The sequence below is a fragment of the Streptomyces sp. RLB3-17 genome, assembly GCF_007113425.2.
In the GTDB taxonomy this organism is placed as follows: domain Bacteria; phylum Actinomycetota; class Actinomycetes; order Streptomycetales; family Streptomycetaceae; genus Streptomyces; species Streptomyces mirabilis_D.
Genome location: NZ_CP041610.2, coordinates 6738279 through 6752744, shown reverse-complemented (window position 1 = coordinate 6752744; position 14466 = coordinate 6738279). Strand labels below are relative to the sequence as shown.

12 protein-coding genes are annotated in these 14466 nt (G+C 71.0%); 2 read left to right on the top strand and 10 right to left on the bottom strand.

What is annotated here, in order from left to right:
• Positions 1 to 47: 47 nt before the first annotated feature.
• The gene (locus FNV62_RS30725; protein ID WP_097285890.1) at positions 48 to 1229 is read left to right on the top strand and encodes a THUMP-like domain-containing protein; all 1182 of its coding nucleotides are present in this window, start codon (positions 48 to 50) and stop codon (positions 1227 to 1229) included.
• A gap of 47 nt (positions 1230 to 1276) precedes the next feature.
• On the opposite strand, the gene FNV62_RS30720 is transcribed toward FNV62_RS30725, so the two are convergent.
• Entirely contained in the window at positions 1277 to 2602 is a 1326-nt protein-coding gene (locus tag FNV62_RS30720) for an RNA polymerase sigma factor (RefSeq protein ID WP_260691496.1), read from the bottom strand.
• A 45-nt stretch (positions 2603 to 2647) separates the two neighbouring features.
• Positions 2648 to 3004, bottom strand: coding sequence for a YciI family protein (locus tag FNV62_RS30715; protein ID WP_060901481.1), 357 nt, complete (start codon positions 3002 to 3004; stop codon positions 2648 to 2650).
• Between the two features lie 157 nt (positions 3005 to 3161).
• Here FNV62_RS30715 and FNV62_RS30710 point away from each other — a divergent pair, with 157 nt between their 5' ends.
• Positions 3162 to 3767: a class I SAM-dependent methyltransferase gene (locus FNV62_RS30710; protein ID WP_097285889.1), complete on the top strand. Its 606-nt coding sequence runs from the start codon at positions 3162 to 3164 to the stop codon at positions 3765 to 3767.
• Here FNV62_RS30710 and FNV62_RS30705 read toward each other — a convergent pair.
• The 8 genes from FNV62_RS30705 to FNV62_RS30670 all read right to left on the bottom strand — a co-directional run bounded on the left by FNV62_RS30705 (position 3760) and on the right by FNV62_RS30670 (position 14393).
• On the bottom strand, positions 3760 to 4752 hold the full coding sequence (locus FNV62_RS30705) for an LCP family protein (protein WP_143652159.1): 993 nt from the start codon (positions 4750 to 4752) through the stop codon (positions 3760 to 3762). The two genes, FNV62_RS30710 and FNV62_RS30705, sit on opposite strands and share 8 nt — an antisense overlap.
• 214 nt (positions 4753 to 4966) lie before the next feature.
• Entirely contained in the window at positions 4967 to 6346 is a 1380-nt protein-coding gene (locus tag FNV62_RS30700; RefSeq protein WP_097285888.1) for an endo-1,4-beta-xylanase, read from the bottom strand.
• A gap of 100 nt (positions 6347 to 6446) precedes the next feature.
• A complete protein-coding gene (locus FNV62_RS30695) occupies positions 6447 to 7496 on the bottom strand; it encodes a LacI family DNA-binding transcriptional regulator (RefSeq protein ID WP_179858254.1) in 1050 nt (349 codons plus the stop codon).
• A gap of 112 nt (positions 7497 to 7608) precedes the next feature.
• Complete coding sequence (locus FNV62_RS30690; RefSeq protein ID WP_144315703.1) at positions 7609 to 9834, bottom strand: beta-glucosidase; 2226 nt, start codon at positions 9832 to 9834, stop codon at positions 7609 to 7611.
• A 42-nt stretch (positions 9835 to 9876) separates the two neighbouring features.
• Entirely contained in the window at positions 9877 to 10758 is an 882-nt protein-coding gene (locus FNV62_RS30685) for a carbohydrate ABC transporter permease (RefSeq protein ID WP_143627826.1), read from the bottom strand.
• Positions 10755 to 11771 carry a carbohydrate ABC transporter permease gene (locus FNV62_RS30680; RefSeq protein WP_097285885.1) on the bottom strand — a complete coding sequence of 339 codons (1017 nt, stop codon included), beginning with the start codon at positions 11769 to 11771 and terminating at the stop codon, positions 10755 to 10757. Before FNV62_RS30680 ends, FNV62_RS30685 begins: the two co-directional genes overlap by 4 nt.
• 9 nt (positions 11772 to 11780) lie before the next feature.
• Complete coding sequence (locus tag FNV62_RS30675) at positions 11781 to 13091, bottom strand: extracellular solute-binding protein (protein ID WP_382094163.1); 1311 nt, start codon at positions 13089 to 13091, stop codon at positions 11781 to 11783.
• A 261-nt stretch (positions 13092 to 13352) separates the two neighbouring features.
• Complete coding sequence (locus FNV62_RS30670; RefSeq protein WP_371645590.1) at positions 13353 to 14393, bottom strand: LacI family DNA-binding transcriptional regulator; 1041 nt, start codon at positions 14391 to 14393, stop codon at positions 13353 to 13355.
• Positions 14394 to 14466 lie beyond the last annotated feature (73 nt).

Genomic DNA, 14466 nt, shown 5'->3' with positions numbered 1-14466 from the left:
GTCCACCGACTGGCCCACACCCACCCGCGCTGACCGACAATGGGCCGGTGAACGACGTCTCCTTCGCCTCTCTCCTCACCCCCGAGGGCCGCGCCCTGCTCGACGAGGTGCGCGGCACCGAACCGGCCCAGGAGCTCGCCGTCGCCACCCGGCTGCGCCGCGACCACCCGGCCGACCTGGTCTCGGCGGCACTCGGGCAGGCGCGGCTGCGGCAGCGGGCGGCGGCGAAGTTCGGCGCCGAGGACGCGGAGCGGATGTACTTCACCCCGAACGGGGTCGAGCAGTCGACGCGCACCACGGTCGCCACCCATCGCGCGCGGCGGCTGCGGTCCCTGGGTGTGCGCTCGGTCGCCGACCTGTGCTCCGGCATCGGCGGCGACGCGATCGCGCTGGCCCGTGCCGGGATCCGCGTCCTCGCCGTCGACCGCGACCCGCTGACGGTGGCGGTGGCGCGCGCGAACGCCGAGGCGCTCGGGCTCGCCGACCTGATCGAGGTGCGCGAGGCCGATGTCACCGAGGTCGGCACGGAGGCGTACGACGCGGTCTTCGTGGACCCGGCGCGGCGCGGCGGACGCGGCCGCATCTTCGACCCGGAGGCGTACTCGCCCCCGCTCTCGTGGGCGATCGCGACGGCCCTGAAGGCCCCGCTCGCCGCCCTGAAGATCGCCCCTGGCATCCCCCACGAGGCGGTCCCCGCCGAGGCCGAGGCCGAGTGGATCTCGGACGCCGGTGACGTGAAGGAGGCGGTGCTGTGGTTCGGCACCGAGCCGGGGCTGGTGCGGGCCACCCTGCTGCCCGGCCCGCGCGAGCTGCGCGGCCGCGGCCTGCCCGACCCCGCGGTGCGGGAGGTCGGGCGCTACCTGTACGAGCCCGACGGCGCCGTCATCCGCGCCCATCTGGTCGCCGAGGTCGCGGAGGAAGTCGACGGCGGCCTCGTCGACGAGACGATCGCGTACATCACTGCGGACGAACTGCGCCCGACGTCGTACGCCGCCGCCTACGAGATCACCGACCGGCTTCCCTTCAACGTGAAGAAGTTGAAGGCGCTGCTGCGGGAGCGGGGCGTCGGGGTACTGACGGTGAAGAAGCGGGGGTCGGCGGTCGAGCCGGAGGAACTCCGCAAGAAGGCCCTGCCCAAGCAGCACGGCCCCCACTCGGCCACCGTCTTCCTGACCAGGGTCGCGGGGGCACCGACCATGCTGCTCGGCCACCCGGCCCAGCGCTCCTAGAGCGCGTGCATGGCGTCGCGGGGCAGACGGGAATGTGACGACAGGGCCTAGCGGCAGTCCCGGGCCCTCGTCTCCAGCAGCTCGCGTTCCCGTTCGTTGCGGGCCAGGCCCGCGGCTCGTTCGAACTCCGCGCGGGCCTCCTTCGTGCGGCCGAGGCGGGCCAACAGGTCGCCCCGGACGCTGGGCAGCAGGTGGTAGTCGCGCAGGGCCGGTTCGCCGGCCAGCCGGTCGACGATCTCCAGCGCCGGGACGGGGCCCTCGGCCATGGAGACGGCGACGGCGCGGTTCAACTCGACCACGGGAGACGGGGAACGGGTCGCCAGCAGCCCGTACAGGGTGGCGATCTGCCGCCAGTCCGTGTCCTCGTACGCGTACGCCTGGGCGTGGCAGGCGGCGATGGCGGCCTGGAGGGCGTACGGGCCAGGGGGGCCGGTGGTGACGGCGCTCGCCCGGCCGAGGGCGGCGAAGCCGCGGCGGATCAGCAGGCGGTTCCAGCGGCGCCGGTTCTGGTCCTTGAGGAGGACGGGCTCGCCCGAGGGGCCGGTGCGGGCGGCGGCGCGGGACTCCTGGAGTTCCAGCAGGGACACCAGCCCGTGCACTTCGGGCTCCTTGGGCATCAACTCGGCGAGTACGCGGGCCAGTCGCAGCGCGTCCTCGCACAGGGCGGGGCGCAGCAGGTCGTCGCCCGCCGTGGCCGCGTACCCCTCGTTGAAGACCAGGTAGATGACCTCGAGCACGGACCCGAGGCGGGCCTCGCGGTCCGGGCCGTAGGGGACCTCGAAGGGGACGCCCTTCGTCGCCAGGGTCCGCTTGGCGCGCACGATGCGCTGGGCGACGGTCGCCTCCGGGGCGAGGAAGGCGCGGGCGATCTCGGGGGTGGTCAGACCGCCGACGAGGCGCAGGGTGAGGGCGATGCGGGCCTCGGCGGAGAGGACGGGGTGGCAGGCGGTGAAGACGAGCCGCAGCAGGTCGTCGTCGATGTCGTCCGGGTCGGAGGGTTCGTCGAGGTGGTGCGGGGCGGTCACCGAGAGGTCCCGCCCCACCTCCGCCAGCTTGCGCGCGTACTGCTCCCGGCGGCGTACGAGATCGATCGCACGACGCTTGGCCGTGGTCGTCAGCCAGGCGCCCGGGTTGTCCGGGACGCCGTCCCGGGGCCACTGCTCCAGCGCCGCGACCAGGGCGTCCTGCGCGAGCTCCTCGGCGATGCCGACGTCGCGGACGATGCGGGAGACGCCCGCGATGACGCGGGGCGACTCGATCCGGAAGATCGTCTCGACGGCTTCGACCGCTTCGACGGCTCCGACGGCACCTCGGGTGGCCCCGGACGCGACGGGTTGCGTGACGGGCGTGACGGTGGGCTGTTGCTCTTCCACAACCCACCATCAGACACCCACGGCGACCGCAGGCCAAGGAACTGCTCAGCCCTCGGCGATCTCCCGCACCTCGCAGGTCACCGTCCAGTGCTCCTCGTGCACCTTCAGGAACCGCTTGGTCCACTCCAGGGCCTCGGCCATGTCCTTGCACTGCATGAGCGCGTAGCCGCCGACGACCTCCTTGGACTCGGTGAAGGGCCCGTCGGTGACGGACAGCTGCCCGCCCGACCAGTGCACCCGCTTGCCCTGGGCGGACGGCGTCAGCCCGGCGGTGTCGAGCATGACCCCCGCCTTGGTGATCTCCTCGATCAGCTCGCCCATCCGCTGCATCAGCTCCGGGCTCGGGCCTTCGGCGGGCGCGGTGCTCTCGTCGATCTGGACCAGCGACAGGTAACGCGGCATGGTGACTCCTCGTGTCCGTGGTGCCTCGGAGGCGGGGCTTCTCCCTGCCTCTCACCCGTGCGTCGAACGGGAGACACCCGTTTCGACACCGTCCCCGAAATTCTTTGAACTTTCTCGCCGGGCGCTGCCGCGGGGTTCGTGTGGGCAGGGTCCTCGTATGCCCTTCGACCACAACGATCACTACCACCGGATGCTGCTGCGGAAGTTGCCGAAGCACGGGCGTGTCGCCCTCGACGTCGGCTGTGGCACCGGGGGTTTCGCGCGGCGGATGGCGGCGCGGGGTTATGAGGTCGACGCCGTCGATCCGTCGGCCGAGGTGATCGCCGTGGCGCGGCGGATCGGGGGCGGCCCCCGGTTCCGGCGGACGGACGTGGCCTCCGCCGGGCTGCCGAAGGGGCACTACGACGTCATCACCTGTCTGGCGAGCCTGCACCACATGCCGTTCGGCACGGTGACCAGGTTCCGGGAGGCGCTCGCGCCCGGCGGGGTGCTGCTGGTGCTGGGCTGCTACGCGGGGATCACCTGGTGGGACCTCGCCGCCGTGCCCGCCAATGCCGTGGCACGGGCGGGGGTGGCGGTGGGTGAGCGGCTGCGCGGAGGCGGAGCCGTGCCCCCGCGGGCGCCGGTGCGCGAGCCGCGGATGTCGCTGGCGGACGTCCGGAGCGAGGCGGACCGGCTGCTGCCCGGCTCCCGCGTCCGCCAACTCCTCTACTGGCGTTATCTGTTGACGTACCGGGTCGGCGGGGTCGACCGGGTCACCTGAGCGAGGCCCACAGGTCGCTCGCCTCCGGCTCGTCGGCCACCACCCGGTTGGGGTTCGACGGAGCGGTCACCACCGGCATGGTGATCGTCTTGACCTTGTCGGAGGAGAGGGACTTCAGACTCTGGCCGAGCTTCATCAGTTCGCCCAGCGAGTCGAGCCCGGTGTCCGTCGTCAGACTGCCGGTGACGGCGTCGGCGACCTTGTAGAGCTTGGTGGGGTCGGTCAGCAGGGACGTCGACGCCATCTGTTCCAGCAGTGCCTTCACCAGCTTCTGCTGGAGGCCTATGCGCCCGAGGTCGCTGCCGTCGCCTATGCCGTGCCGGGTGCGGGCAAGGGCCAGGGCCTGGGTGCCGCCCAGGTGGTGCGTGCCCGCCTTCAGGTGCAGATGGCTCTTGTCGTCGTCGATGTTCTGGTCCGTCGTCACCGTGACGCCGCCGAGCGCGTCCACCAGCTTCGCGAACCCGGAGAAGTCGATCTCGATGTAGTGGTCCATGCGGACGTCGGTGAGGGACTCGACGGTCTTCACCGCACAGACCGGACCGCCCACCGAGTAGGCGCTGTTGAACATCGAGTTGTACGCCACGGAGGTCGCCCCGCCGGACGAGGTCGGGCACGACGGGCGGGTCACCAGGGTGTCCCGGGGAATGCTCACCACCGTCGCCTCGGTGCGCCCCTCGTCGATGTGGACGACCATCGCCGTGTCGGAACGGGCGCCCGAGCTGTCACCGCCCCCGAGCGTGGCGTTCGCCTTCCCGCTGCGCGAGTCGGAGCCGAGGACCAGGATGTTCAGGGCGCCGCTCGGCAGCGGGGCGGCCGAGGCGGACGCGGACGGAGCCGACACCGCCTTCGCCGGACGGTCGTCGCCCAGCGCGCTGTTGATGTCCACGCTCTTGATGTTCTGGTTCAGATGCCAGTAGACCCAGCCCGCCCCCGCCACGGAGAGCACGAGGACGCCGGCGAGCGTGATGCCGGCGGCTTTCAGCAGACCTCTCCGCCGTCCGGCACGTCTCGCGGCGCCCTCGTTCCCGTCCCCGCTCCCGTCCCCGCTCTCGACCCCGTTCCCGTCCCCGCGCCCGGCCCCACGTCCGCCCCCGCGCTCCTCTTCTGCAGTCACGCGGAGGAACGTAAGTCCGAATTATTACGAGCAGGAACCTCTTCTGGGGTTTCCTTCGGAAAATCTAAGACTTCTCACGCCGCCCTCAGCCCAGCGTCACCGTGGGCACCGGATTGCTCCCGCTCCATGACGCGTTGAACCCGAACGTCACTGATCCGCCGTTCGGTACCGTTCCGTTGTAGGAGGCGTTCGCGCACGTCACCGCCGCACCGGACTGGGTGCAGTCGGCGTTCCAGGCCTGGGTGATCCGCTGGCCCGCGCCATACGTCCAGCTCACCTTCCACGACGACAGCGCGGCCCCCGAACAGGCGATCCTCACCTGCCCCGTGAACCCCGTGTTCCACTGGCTCTGGACGCTGTACGCCGCCGTGCAGGCACCCGTGGGCGGTGGTGTCGTGGTCCCGCCCAGTGAGCCCGCGATCGCGTAGTACGCCGGTTTCGGCACGTAGTTCTCGTCGTACGGGGTCGCCGCGCCGTAGCCGGAGAAGACGTCCGGGATCCAGGAGTCGGAGTCGGTGAAGCCCCAGACGGTGACGCCGTGGCACCGGGACACCGCCACGCACGCGTCGAACACGGCCTTGTAGTCGGCGGCCTGCTGCGTCAGCTTCGCGCTGTCGGAGGGGAGTTGCATACGGATGTCCAGCTCCGTGACCGCCACGTCGACGCCGAGGTCGGCGAAGCGCTGGATGTTCTGCTGGAGCGTGGCCGGCACCTGGCCGAGGATGAGGTGGGCCTGGAGACCGACCCCGTCGATCGGGACGCCGCGCGCCTTCAGCGACTTGACCAGGTCGTAGAGGGCGGTGCTCTTGGCGTTGACGCCCTCGACGTTGTAGTCGTTGATGTAGAGCTTGGCGCTCGGGTCGGCCGCGTGCGCCCAGGTCAGGGCCTGCGCGATGTAGTCGGAGCCGAGGCCGTTGTACCAGAGGGTCGAGCGGTAGGTGCCGTCCTCGTTGAAGGGCTCGTTCACCACGTCCCAGGCGGCCAGCTTGCCCTTGTAGCGGGTGACCTCGGTGCTGATGTGGTCCTGGAGGAGGGCGCTGAGCTGGGCCGACGTCCAGGTGCCGTTCGTCAGCCAGCTCGGGTTCTGGCTGTGCCAGACCAGTGTGTGACCACGCACCTGCTGGTTGTGGGCCTGCGCGAAGGCCACGATCTGGTCGGCCTCGGCCCAGTTGTAGGTACCCCGGGTGGGCTCGACGGTCTCCCACTTCATGGCGTTGCCAGGAGTGAGCGAGTTGAACTGGGCCCCGGCGATGTCTCCGTACGTCCCCGTCAGCTTGGACCCGGTGACGGCGGTGCCGATGACCTTGCCCTTGGCGGCGGCGAGGTCGCGCAACGGGGTGTCGGCCGCGTGGGCGGTCGTGGCGACCGCGAGCAGGGCGCCCACCACCGCGCCGCCGGTGAGGAGCGCCGTGAGGCGCGCACGTAAGGAAGTTCGGGAGGTTCGAGAGGTTCGGGAGGTTCTCATTGCGGGTGCCTCCGAAAGTTTCGGTCGTGCAACCGATTGACTTCGGAGAGTGTCGGGCCGAGCGCCCCACTCGTCAATAACAGGAACAGCAATCCGTTCCCTATGCCGGAGGCGCCCCCGTACTGCTGCGCACCACCAGACTCGTCGCCAGCTCCACTCTGGTCCCCGCCGCCGGCCGCTCCTCGCGCCCCAGCTCCAGCACCAGCTTGGCCGCCGCCTCCGCCATCTCCGTCAGCGGCTGTCGTACGGTCGTCAGCGGCGGCCCGACCCAGCGTGCCACCGGCAGATCGTCGAACCCCACGACGCTCAGGTCCTCCGGGATGCGCAGGCCCAGTTCGCGGGCGGCCTCGTACAGGCCGAGCGCCTGGAGGTCGTTGCCGGTGAAGACGGCCGTCGGGCGGTCGGGGCGGCGCAGCAGGCCGAGGCCCAGCCGGTAGCCGTCCTCGTGGTGGAAGTTCCCGACTCTGATCAGCTCCGGGTCCACCGGCAGTCCCGCCGTCTCCAGCGCCGCCCGGTATCCGTCGATGCGCGCGCGGCTGCACATCATCCGCGAGGGCCCGCTGATCGCGCCGATCCGCCGGTGCCCCAGGTCGACGAGATGGCGGGTCGCGGCCAGCCCGCCGTGCCAGTTGGTGGCGCCGATGGACGGCACGTCGTCGCCCGGGTCGCCCGCCGGGTCCATCACCACGAACGGGATGGACCTGCTGGTCAGCAGCGCGCGCTGGGACTCGTCCAGCCGGGACAGGACGAGGATCACGCCGTGCGGGCGACGGGCGGCGACCTGGTCGGCCCAGGTCCGCCCGGGTGTCAGCCGCCCCGCGCTCTCCGAGAGGACGACGCTCAGCCCCTCCTCCCGCGCCACGTTCTCGACGCCCCGGATCACCTCCATCGCCCAGGCGCTCTCCAACTCGTGGAAGACCACGTCGATGAGGGGCGAGCGGGTCGCCTCGGCCCGGCGGCGCCGGTAGCCGTACGCGCGCAGCAGCTCCTCGACCCGGGTGCGGGTGGCCGGGGCGACATCGGCCCGGCCGTTGAGCACCTTCGAAACAGTCGGCGCGGAGACGCCGGCCTCGCGGGCGATCTCGGCGAGGGTCGCGGTCCCCGAGGAACGGTCCGCCATCCGATTCTCCACGGGCTTCGCGGGATTCATGGGCGCGATCGTATCCCCGGGTGCACGCCGGGCGACCCCTCTCCGACCCCAGTGAGGTCCCTAACATTCGGAGACTGGCGGGAAACATTCGGCCGCCGCGGGAACCGACGGCTCACTTCACGCGCACCTCGCACCGCATCCGCCGCTCCCGGCCCACCACCCGCTCGGGCCCGGTCAGCGTCACCGGCACCGCGTACCGCACCCCGCCCTCGGCACTGGACGCCCCCAACCGCAGCTCCAGCTCCCCCGGTTCGACGATCCGGTCGCCGTCCGGGCCGGTGTACGCGGCCAGGTCCGCCGGGACCGTGAAGTGGACCTCCGCCGACGCGCCCGCCGCCAGCGGCACCCGCGCGTAGCCCACCAGCCGGGCCACCGGACGCGCCACCTTGCCGACCGGGTCGTGGAGATAGAGCTGCACGACCTCGGTACCGGCCCGCTCCCCCGTGTTGCGGACGATCAGCCGCAGGGTCGTCTCGCCGTCCGTCGGGAACGCGGTGTCGTCGACCGAAGGCGCCTGCCAGTCGTACGTCGTGTACGACAGCCCGTGTCCGAAGGCGAACAGCGGCGTCGGGTCGAGGTTGCTGGCCCCGCTGAGCTGTCCGAGCGGCGGCGCGAGATACGTCCACGGCTGTCCGGCCCGCTCGCGCGGCACGCTCACCGGGAGCCGCCCCGACGGGTTCACCCGCCCGGACAGCACCCCGGCCACCGCGGGACCTCCCTCCTGTCCCGCGAAGAACGCCTGCACCACCGCCGCGCACCGGTCCGCCCAGCGTCCGAGCGCGTACGGCCGCCCCGACAGCAGCACCAGCACGACCGGTGTCCCGGAGGCCAGCGTCTTGTCGACCAGCTCTCCCTGCCCCTCGGGCAGTTCGAGGTCGGCCGCGTCGCACCCCTCGCCCGAGGTGCCCCGCCCGAACAGTCCCGAGCGGTCGCCGACCGCGACCACACACACGTCGGCGGCCACCGGATCGTCCGTGAACTCCACGTCCGGCAGTTCGGCGCGCAGCGCCTCCAGCAGCGTCGGCACGTCCACCCCCATCTCGACCTCGGGGTGGTCGAGGAGGACATGGCGGGGGAAGGTGTAGCAGCCGAGCATGGCCGCGGGATCGTCGGCGAGCGGACCGAGCACGGCGATCCGCCGCACCCCGGGCGCCAGCGGCAACGTACCCCCGTTGGCCAGCAGGACGACCGACTCCTCCGCCAGCTGCCGGGCCAGCGCCCGCATGTGCGGCGGATCGAGATCGGCGGAAGCGGAGTCGGCGGGGGGCGCCCAGTCGGGGTCCAGCAGTCCCAGTTCGCACTTCTGCGTCAGCACCCGCAGCGCGGCCCGGTCCACGAACTCCTCGTCGAGGGGCCCGGCGCCGTAGCAGCGTACGGCGGGCAGCTCGACGTCCACGCCCGCCGCGAGCGCGAGCCCGGCGGCTCCCGCGGGCGAGTCGGTGAGCCCGTGCGCGGACTCCAGGAGGGACACCCCGAAGTAGTCGGCCACGACCGTGCCGGTGAACCGCCATTCCTCCCGCAGGAGTTCGGTGAGCAGTCGACGGTGTGCGTGGGCGGGCAGTCCGTCGAGGTCGTTGTACGAGGCCATCACCGAGCGCGCCCCGCCCTCCCGTACGGCCATCTCGAACGGCGGCAGGATGACGTCCGCGAGTTCGCGCGGGCCGAGCGAGGCGGGCGCGTGGTTGCGGGCGCCTCGGGAGGCCGAGTAGCCGGCGAAGTGCTTGAGGGTGGCGACGACACCCGCCGACTCCAGGCCCTGGACATAGGCGGTGCCGACGGTCGCCACGAGGTAGGGGTCCTCGCCGATCGACTCCTCCGTACGGCCCCAGCGGGGATCGCGTACGACGTCGAGGACCGGGGCGAGGCCCTGGTGGACGCCGACCGAGCGCATCGAGGCGCCGATCGCCGCCGCCATCTCCTTCACCAGGGAAGGATCGAAGCTCGCGCCCCAGGCGAGCGGGGTCGGGAAGACGGTCGCCCGCCAGGCCGTGAACCCGGTGAGGCACTCCTCGTGGGCGAGCGCCGGCAGCCGAAAGCGGTTCGCGGATCGGATGCGCTCTTGGAGGGCGGCAAGACGGGCGGCGCCCTCGGCCGGGTCGACCGGTGCGGTGCCGAAGGGGCGGGTCAGCTGGCCGAGCCCGTGCGGGAGCAGCCGCGTCAGGTCGATGTCCTCGGACAGGGCGTGCTGCAGCGGCGCCATGTCCCCGGCCGGGGTCTGGTTCGAGCCGGGCCAGACGCTGTAGAGCTGGGCGACTTTCTCTTCCGTGGTCATACGGGCGAGCAGATCGGCGGCGCGGACGCCTGCGGGCAGAGCAGGGTCCTGCCAGGGGTCGGTCATGTAACTCCTCACATCCACAGGGGCATCTGGAGGGGCTGGTGTTCAGCCCTTGGTCGCGCCGAGCGTGATGCCGCCGATCAGCTGTCGTTCGGCGACCGCGTAGAAGGCCAGGGCGGGCGCCATGGCGAGGACCAGATAGGCGAAGATGCGGGCCACGTCGGAGGCGTACTGGCCCTGGAACTGTTGGATGCCGACAGGGACGGTCCACCAGGTGGGTTCGCTGAAGACGAGCAGGGGGAGCAGGAAGTTGTTCCAGCTGCCCACGATGGCGAGGACGGAGACGGTGCCGAGCGCCGGACGGGCCAGCGGCAGCAGGATGCGCCAGAAGAAGCCGAACGGGGAGCAGCCGTCGAGGGTGGCGGCCTCCTCCAGTTCGCCGGGGATCTCCCGGAAGAAGCCGCGCAGGACGACGATCGTCATGGGCAGGCCGAACGCGGCCTGGGGCAGGATCACACCCCAGGGGTTGTCCAGCAGCCCGAAGGTGCGCAGCAGGATGAACAGCGGCAGGATCGCCACCGCGAAGGGGAACATCAGCCCCATGGTGAAGACGGTGAAGAGCACTTCCCTGCCCCGGAAGGCGAACCGGGCGAGCGCGTAGGCGGCGAGCGCCGACGCCCCCACGGTCAGCAGGGCGGTGGCGACCGCGATGAGGGTGCTGCTGCCGACGGACCGCCAGAACGGTCCCGAGCCGAGCAGCGAGGTGTAGTTCGAGGTCACCCAGGGGTGGGGAAGGCCGAAGGTGTTGCTGGAGAGCTGGTCGGTGGACTTGAAGCCGGAGACCAGGGCGTACAGCAGTGGGGTCACCATGACCGCGCCGACCAGCCACAGGATCACGTACACGGGCAGCGTGCGCAGCCTGCGACGGCGTACGACACTCTTGGGGACCGTGTTCTTCACGGCCGCGCTCTTCACGACCGCGCTCATCGGTTGGCTCGCATGGTGGTGATGGCTCCTTCGGTGTCGCGGCGCAGCACGAAACGCTGGTAGGCGAGGGCGAAGACGAGACTGATCAGGAACATCGCCACGCTGATCGCGCTGGCGTAGCCCATCTGGTAGCGCTTGAAGCCGTACTGGAACATGCTGATGACCATGGTCTCGGAGTGGTGGTCGGGACCGCCCGCGGAGATCACCCACACCAGGTCGAAGAGCTGGATGGCGCCGATCACGGACAGGAACACGCTGATCCGCAGGGTCGGCGCGAGCAGCGGGAGCGTGACGTGGCGGAAGCGCTGCCAGCTGCCGGCGCCGTCGATGCGTGCCGCCTCGTGCAGCTCCGCCGGGATGCCCTGGAGGCCTGCCAGGTAGAGCATCATGTGGAAGCCGAAGTACTTCCAGGTCATGACCAGGAAGAGGGTGGGCAGGACGGTGTTCTGGCCCGCGAACCAGAGCCCGCCCAGGCCGTCGAGACCGACCGCGCCGAGGACCTTGTCGGCGAGTCCGTCGCCCGGCGCGAAGATCATGCTGAACAGCACGCCGGTGATGACCTCGGACAGGATGTACGGCGCGAAGAACAGCATCCGGTAGACGGCCCGGCCGCGCAGCCTCTGGTTGAGCAGCACGGCCATGGCGAGCGCGAACGGCAGCTGGAGGACGAGGGAGAAGGCGACGAGCAGGACGCCGCGCCACAGGTCCCCGAGGAACACCGGGTCCTGGAAGAGCCGGGTGTAGTTGTCGAACCCCACGGAGTCGGTGGGCGAGCCGAATCCGCCCCAGTTGAAGAAGCTGACGTAGAAGGCGTAGCCCATCGGCAGGAGGACGAGCATCCCGAACAGGGCGAGCGCCGGGACCGTGAAGACGAAGGCCGCGAACCAGTCGCGCACGCGCCGCAGGACGGGACGGCGGGGCCCCCCGCCCGGTGAAACGGCCGTCACGCCGGTCGACTTGCCGAGCTCGGGCACATACGTCGACGCGGTCGAGGTCGAGGTCGAGTGCGTCATCGCCGGCCGCTAGCTCTTCTCGCTCTTGGCGACCTGGGTCACCGAACGCGTGACCTGCTCGGGTGACTTGGAGCCGGCGATGAGCGCGGCGACGCTGTCGTTGATCTCCTGGCCGACGGCGGGGGCGTACGCCTGGTCGAGGTAGAGCTGGAAGCCGGTGGCGTTGTTGAGGGCGTCCGACACGGCGGTGAGGTTGGGGTCGGTCAGCGCGGGGCGCGCGTCCTTGGACACCGGTATCAGGCCGGTCTCCTTGACGAGGGTCTCGGCGAACTGCTTCTCCGCGAAGAACTTCAGGAACTCCACCGCCGCGTCCGGCGCCCCCTTGCGCACCGCGTGGCCGCCGCCCCCGCCGAACACCTCGGTGAGCGCGCCCTTTCCGCCCTCCACGGAGGGGAAGGAGAAGAAGCCCAGGTCGTCGCCGATGCCCTTGCCCGAGTCCTTCTCGACGGTCGGCGCCCACTGGCCCATCAGTTCCATGGCCGCCTTGCCGTTGCCCATCAGGGCCGCCTCGCCGTTGGGGTCGGAGTAGGCCCCGCCGAGGAAACCCTTCTGGAAGGGTTCGAGCGCGACGAGGTCCTTGAGGTGCTGGCCGGCCGTGACGAACCCGGCGCCGGTGAAGTCGGCGTCGGTGGCGGCCTTCTGCATCGCCTCCAGTCCGGCGACGCGCATCGACAGATACGCCCAGTAGTACATGCCGGGCCACTTCTCCTTGCCGGCCAGCGCGATGGGCGTGATCCCGGCGCTCTTGAGGGCCCTGATGGTGTCGAGATAGCCGGACCAGGTGGTGGGCGGGGTGTCGATCTTGGCCTTCTTGAAGAGCGCCTTGTTGTACCAGAAGCCGACCATGCCGATGTCGAACGGGACCGCGTACGTCTTCTTGTCGAACTGGTAGGCCGCCAGCGAGGCGGGCACATAGTCCTTCGTCCAGGAGGCGGTCTTGTCGGTCAGGTCCTCGACCAGACCCGCGTCGATCTGCTGCTTGAGGACCCCGCCGCCCCAGGTGTGGAAGACGTCCGGAAGCTTCCCGGAGGTGGTCAGCGCGGTCATCTTCGACTTGTACGCCTCGTTCTCCAGCGTGACGACCTTGACCTTCACGTCCGGGTGCGCGGCCTCGAAGTCCTTGGCGCGCTGGGCCCACAGCTTCTTCGCGGGCTGGGTGGTGGTGATGTTCCACCACTCGATCGTGGTCTTGCCCGAACTGTTCCCGCTGTCGGAGGAACCGCACGCACTCAGGGCGGCCGCCCCCAGTCCGGTCGCCGCGGATGCCGCCAGGAACCTCCGGCGGGAGAAAGAGGTGTAGGTGTTGCCCAACGCTCGCATCGCACACCTTCCGGAAGAGAGCCGATAATTATCGGCCGAGTGCGCCGGAAGTTACGGGTGCGGGACAGCCGTGTCAACGCCCCTGACAAATATCGAGAGTTCTTCGCGTGCGGGCCGGTGGGGGCTGGTCGCGCAGTTCCCCGCGCCTCTTCGGGCACGCCGGGATCAGCGCCCCTTCAGGGGCGCGGGGAACCGCGCGACCGGCCACGAATCACCCGCAGCCGCCGAACCGCCTCAGACACCCCGCCCTTGAGGCGCCCCTCAACCCCGTCGCGCCGTACTCGCCCGTACGACCAACTCAGTCGCCAACTCCACCCGCGGAGACACCGGATCCTCGCCCAGCGCCAGCCGCAGCACCGTGCGCGTGGCCAGCTTCCCCATGTCCGCGAGCGGCTGCCGCACCGTCGTGAGCGGCGGCGCCGACCACCGGACCTCCGGCAGGTCGTCGAACCCGACGACACTCATGTCCTCGGGCACCCGCAGCCCCCGCCGCCGCAACGCCTCGATCGCCCCGAGCGCCATCTGGTCACTCGCCGCGAACACGGCGGTCGGCGGTTCCTCCAGGTCGAGCAGCGTGTTGCAGCCGTCGAAGCCGGCCTGATGGTAGAAGTCCCCCGGCACGATCAGGGCGTCGTCGACGGCGACCCCCGCGCCGTCCAGCGCCGCCCGGTACCCGTCGAGCCGCGCCCGCGAGCACAGCAACCGCACGGGCCCGGCGACAAAGCCGATCCGCCGGTGCCCGAGCCCGAGCAGATGCTCCGTCGCCGCCATCCCGCCCGCCCAGTTGGCGGCGCCGACGGTCGGCACGTCGAGGGTCGGGGACCCCGCCGGATCGATCACGACCAGCGGCACCCCGAGCCGCCGCAACTCCTCGTGCAGCCGGGGTTCGAGGACCGAGGTCACGAGGATCACGCCGTCCGAGGCGCGGGCGCGCAGATTGGTCATCCACTGCCGGGCCGAGCCCGACGCACCGTGGATGGCGGAGACGACCGTGCCCACCCCGGAGGCGTGCGCGACCTCCTCGACCCCCCGGATGATCTCCACGGCCCAGGGGCTGTCGAGGTCGTTGAAGACCAGGTCGATCAGGGCCGCCCGGTCGCCGGGCGCGGACGACCTGCGCTGGTAGCCGTGGCGCCGCAGCAGGTCCTCGATGCGGGCCCGGGTCTCCGGCGACACGTCGGAACGGCCGTTGACGACACGCGACACGGTGGGCACCGAGACGCCGGCCTGCCGGGCGATCTCGGTGATCGTCACCTTGTTCTTGATGCTCTCCCGGGCCACTGCGCCCACCTCCGTCGACACGTCGAACCGCCCCTCTACCGTTCCACACCCACACACGAAACTTTGCAGGAGTCTTCCGGAAAAGCGAGTTCGT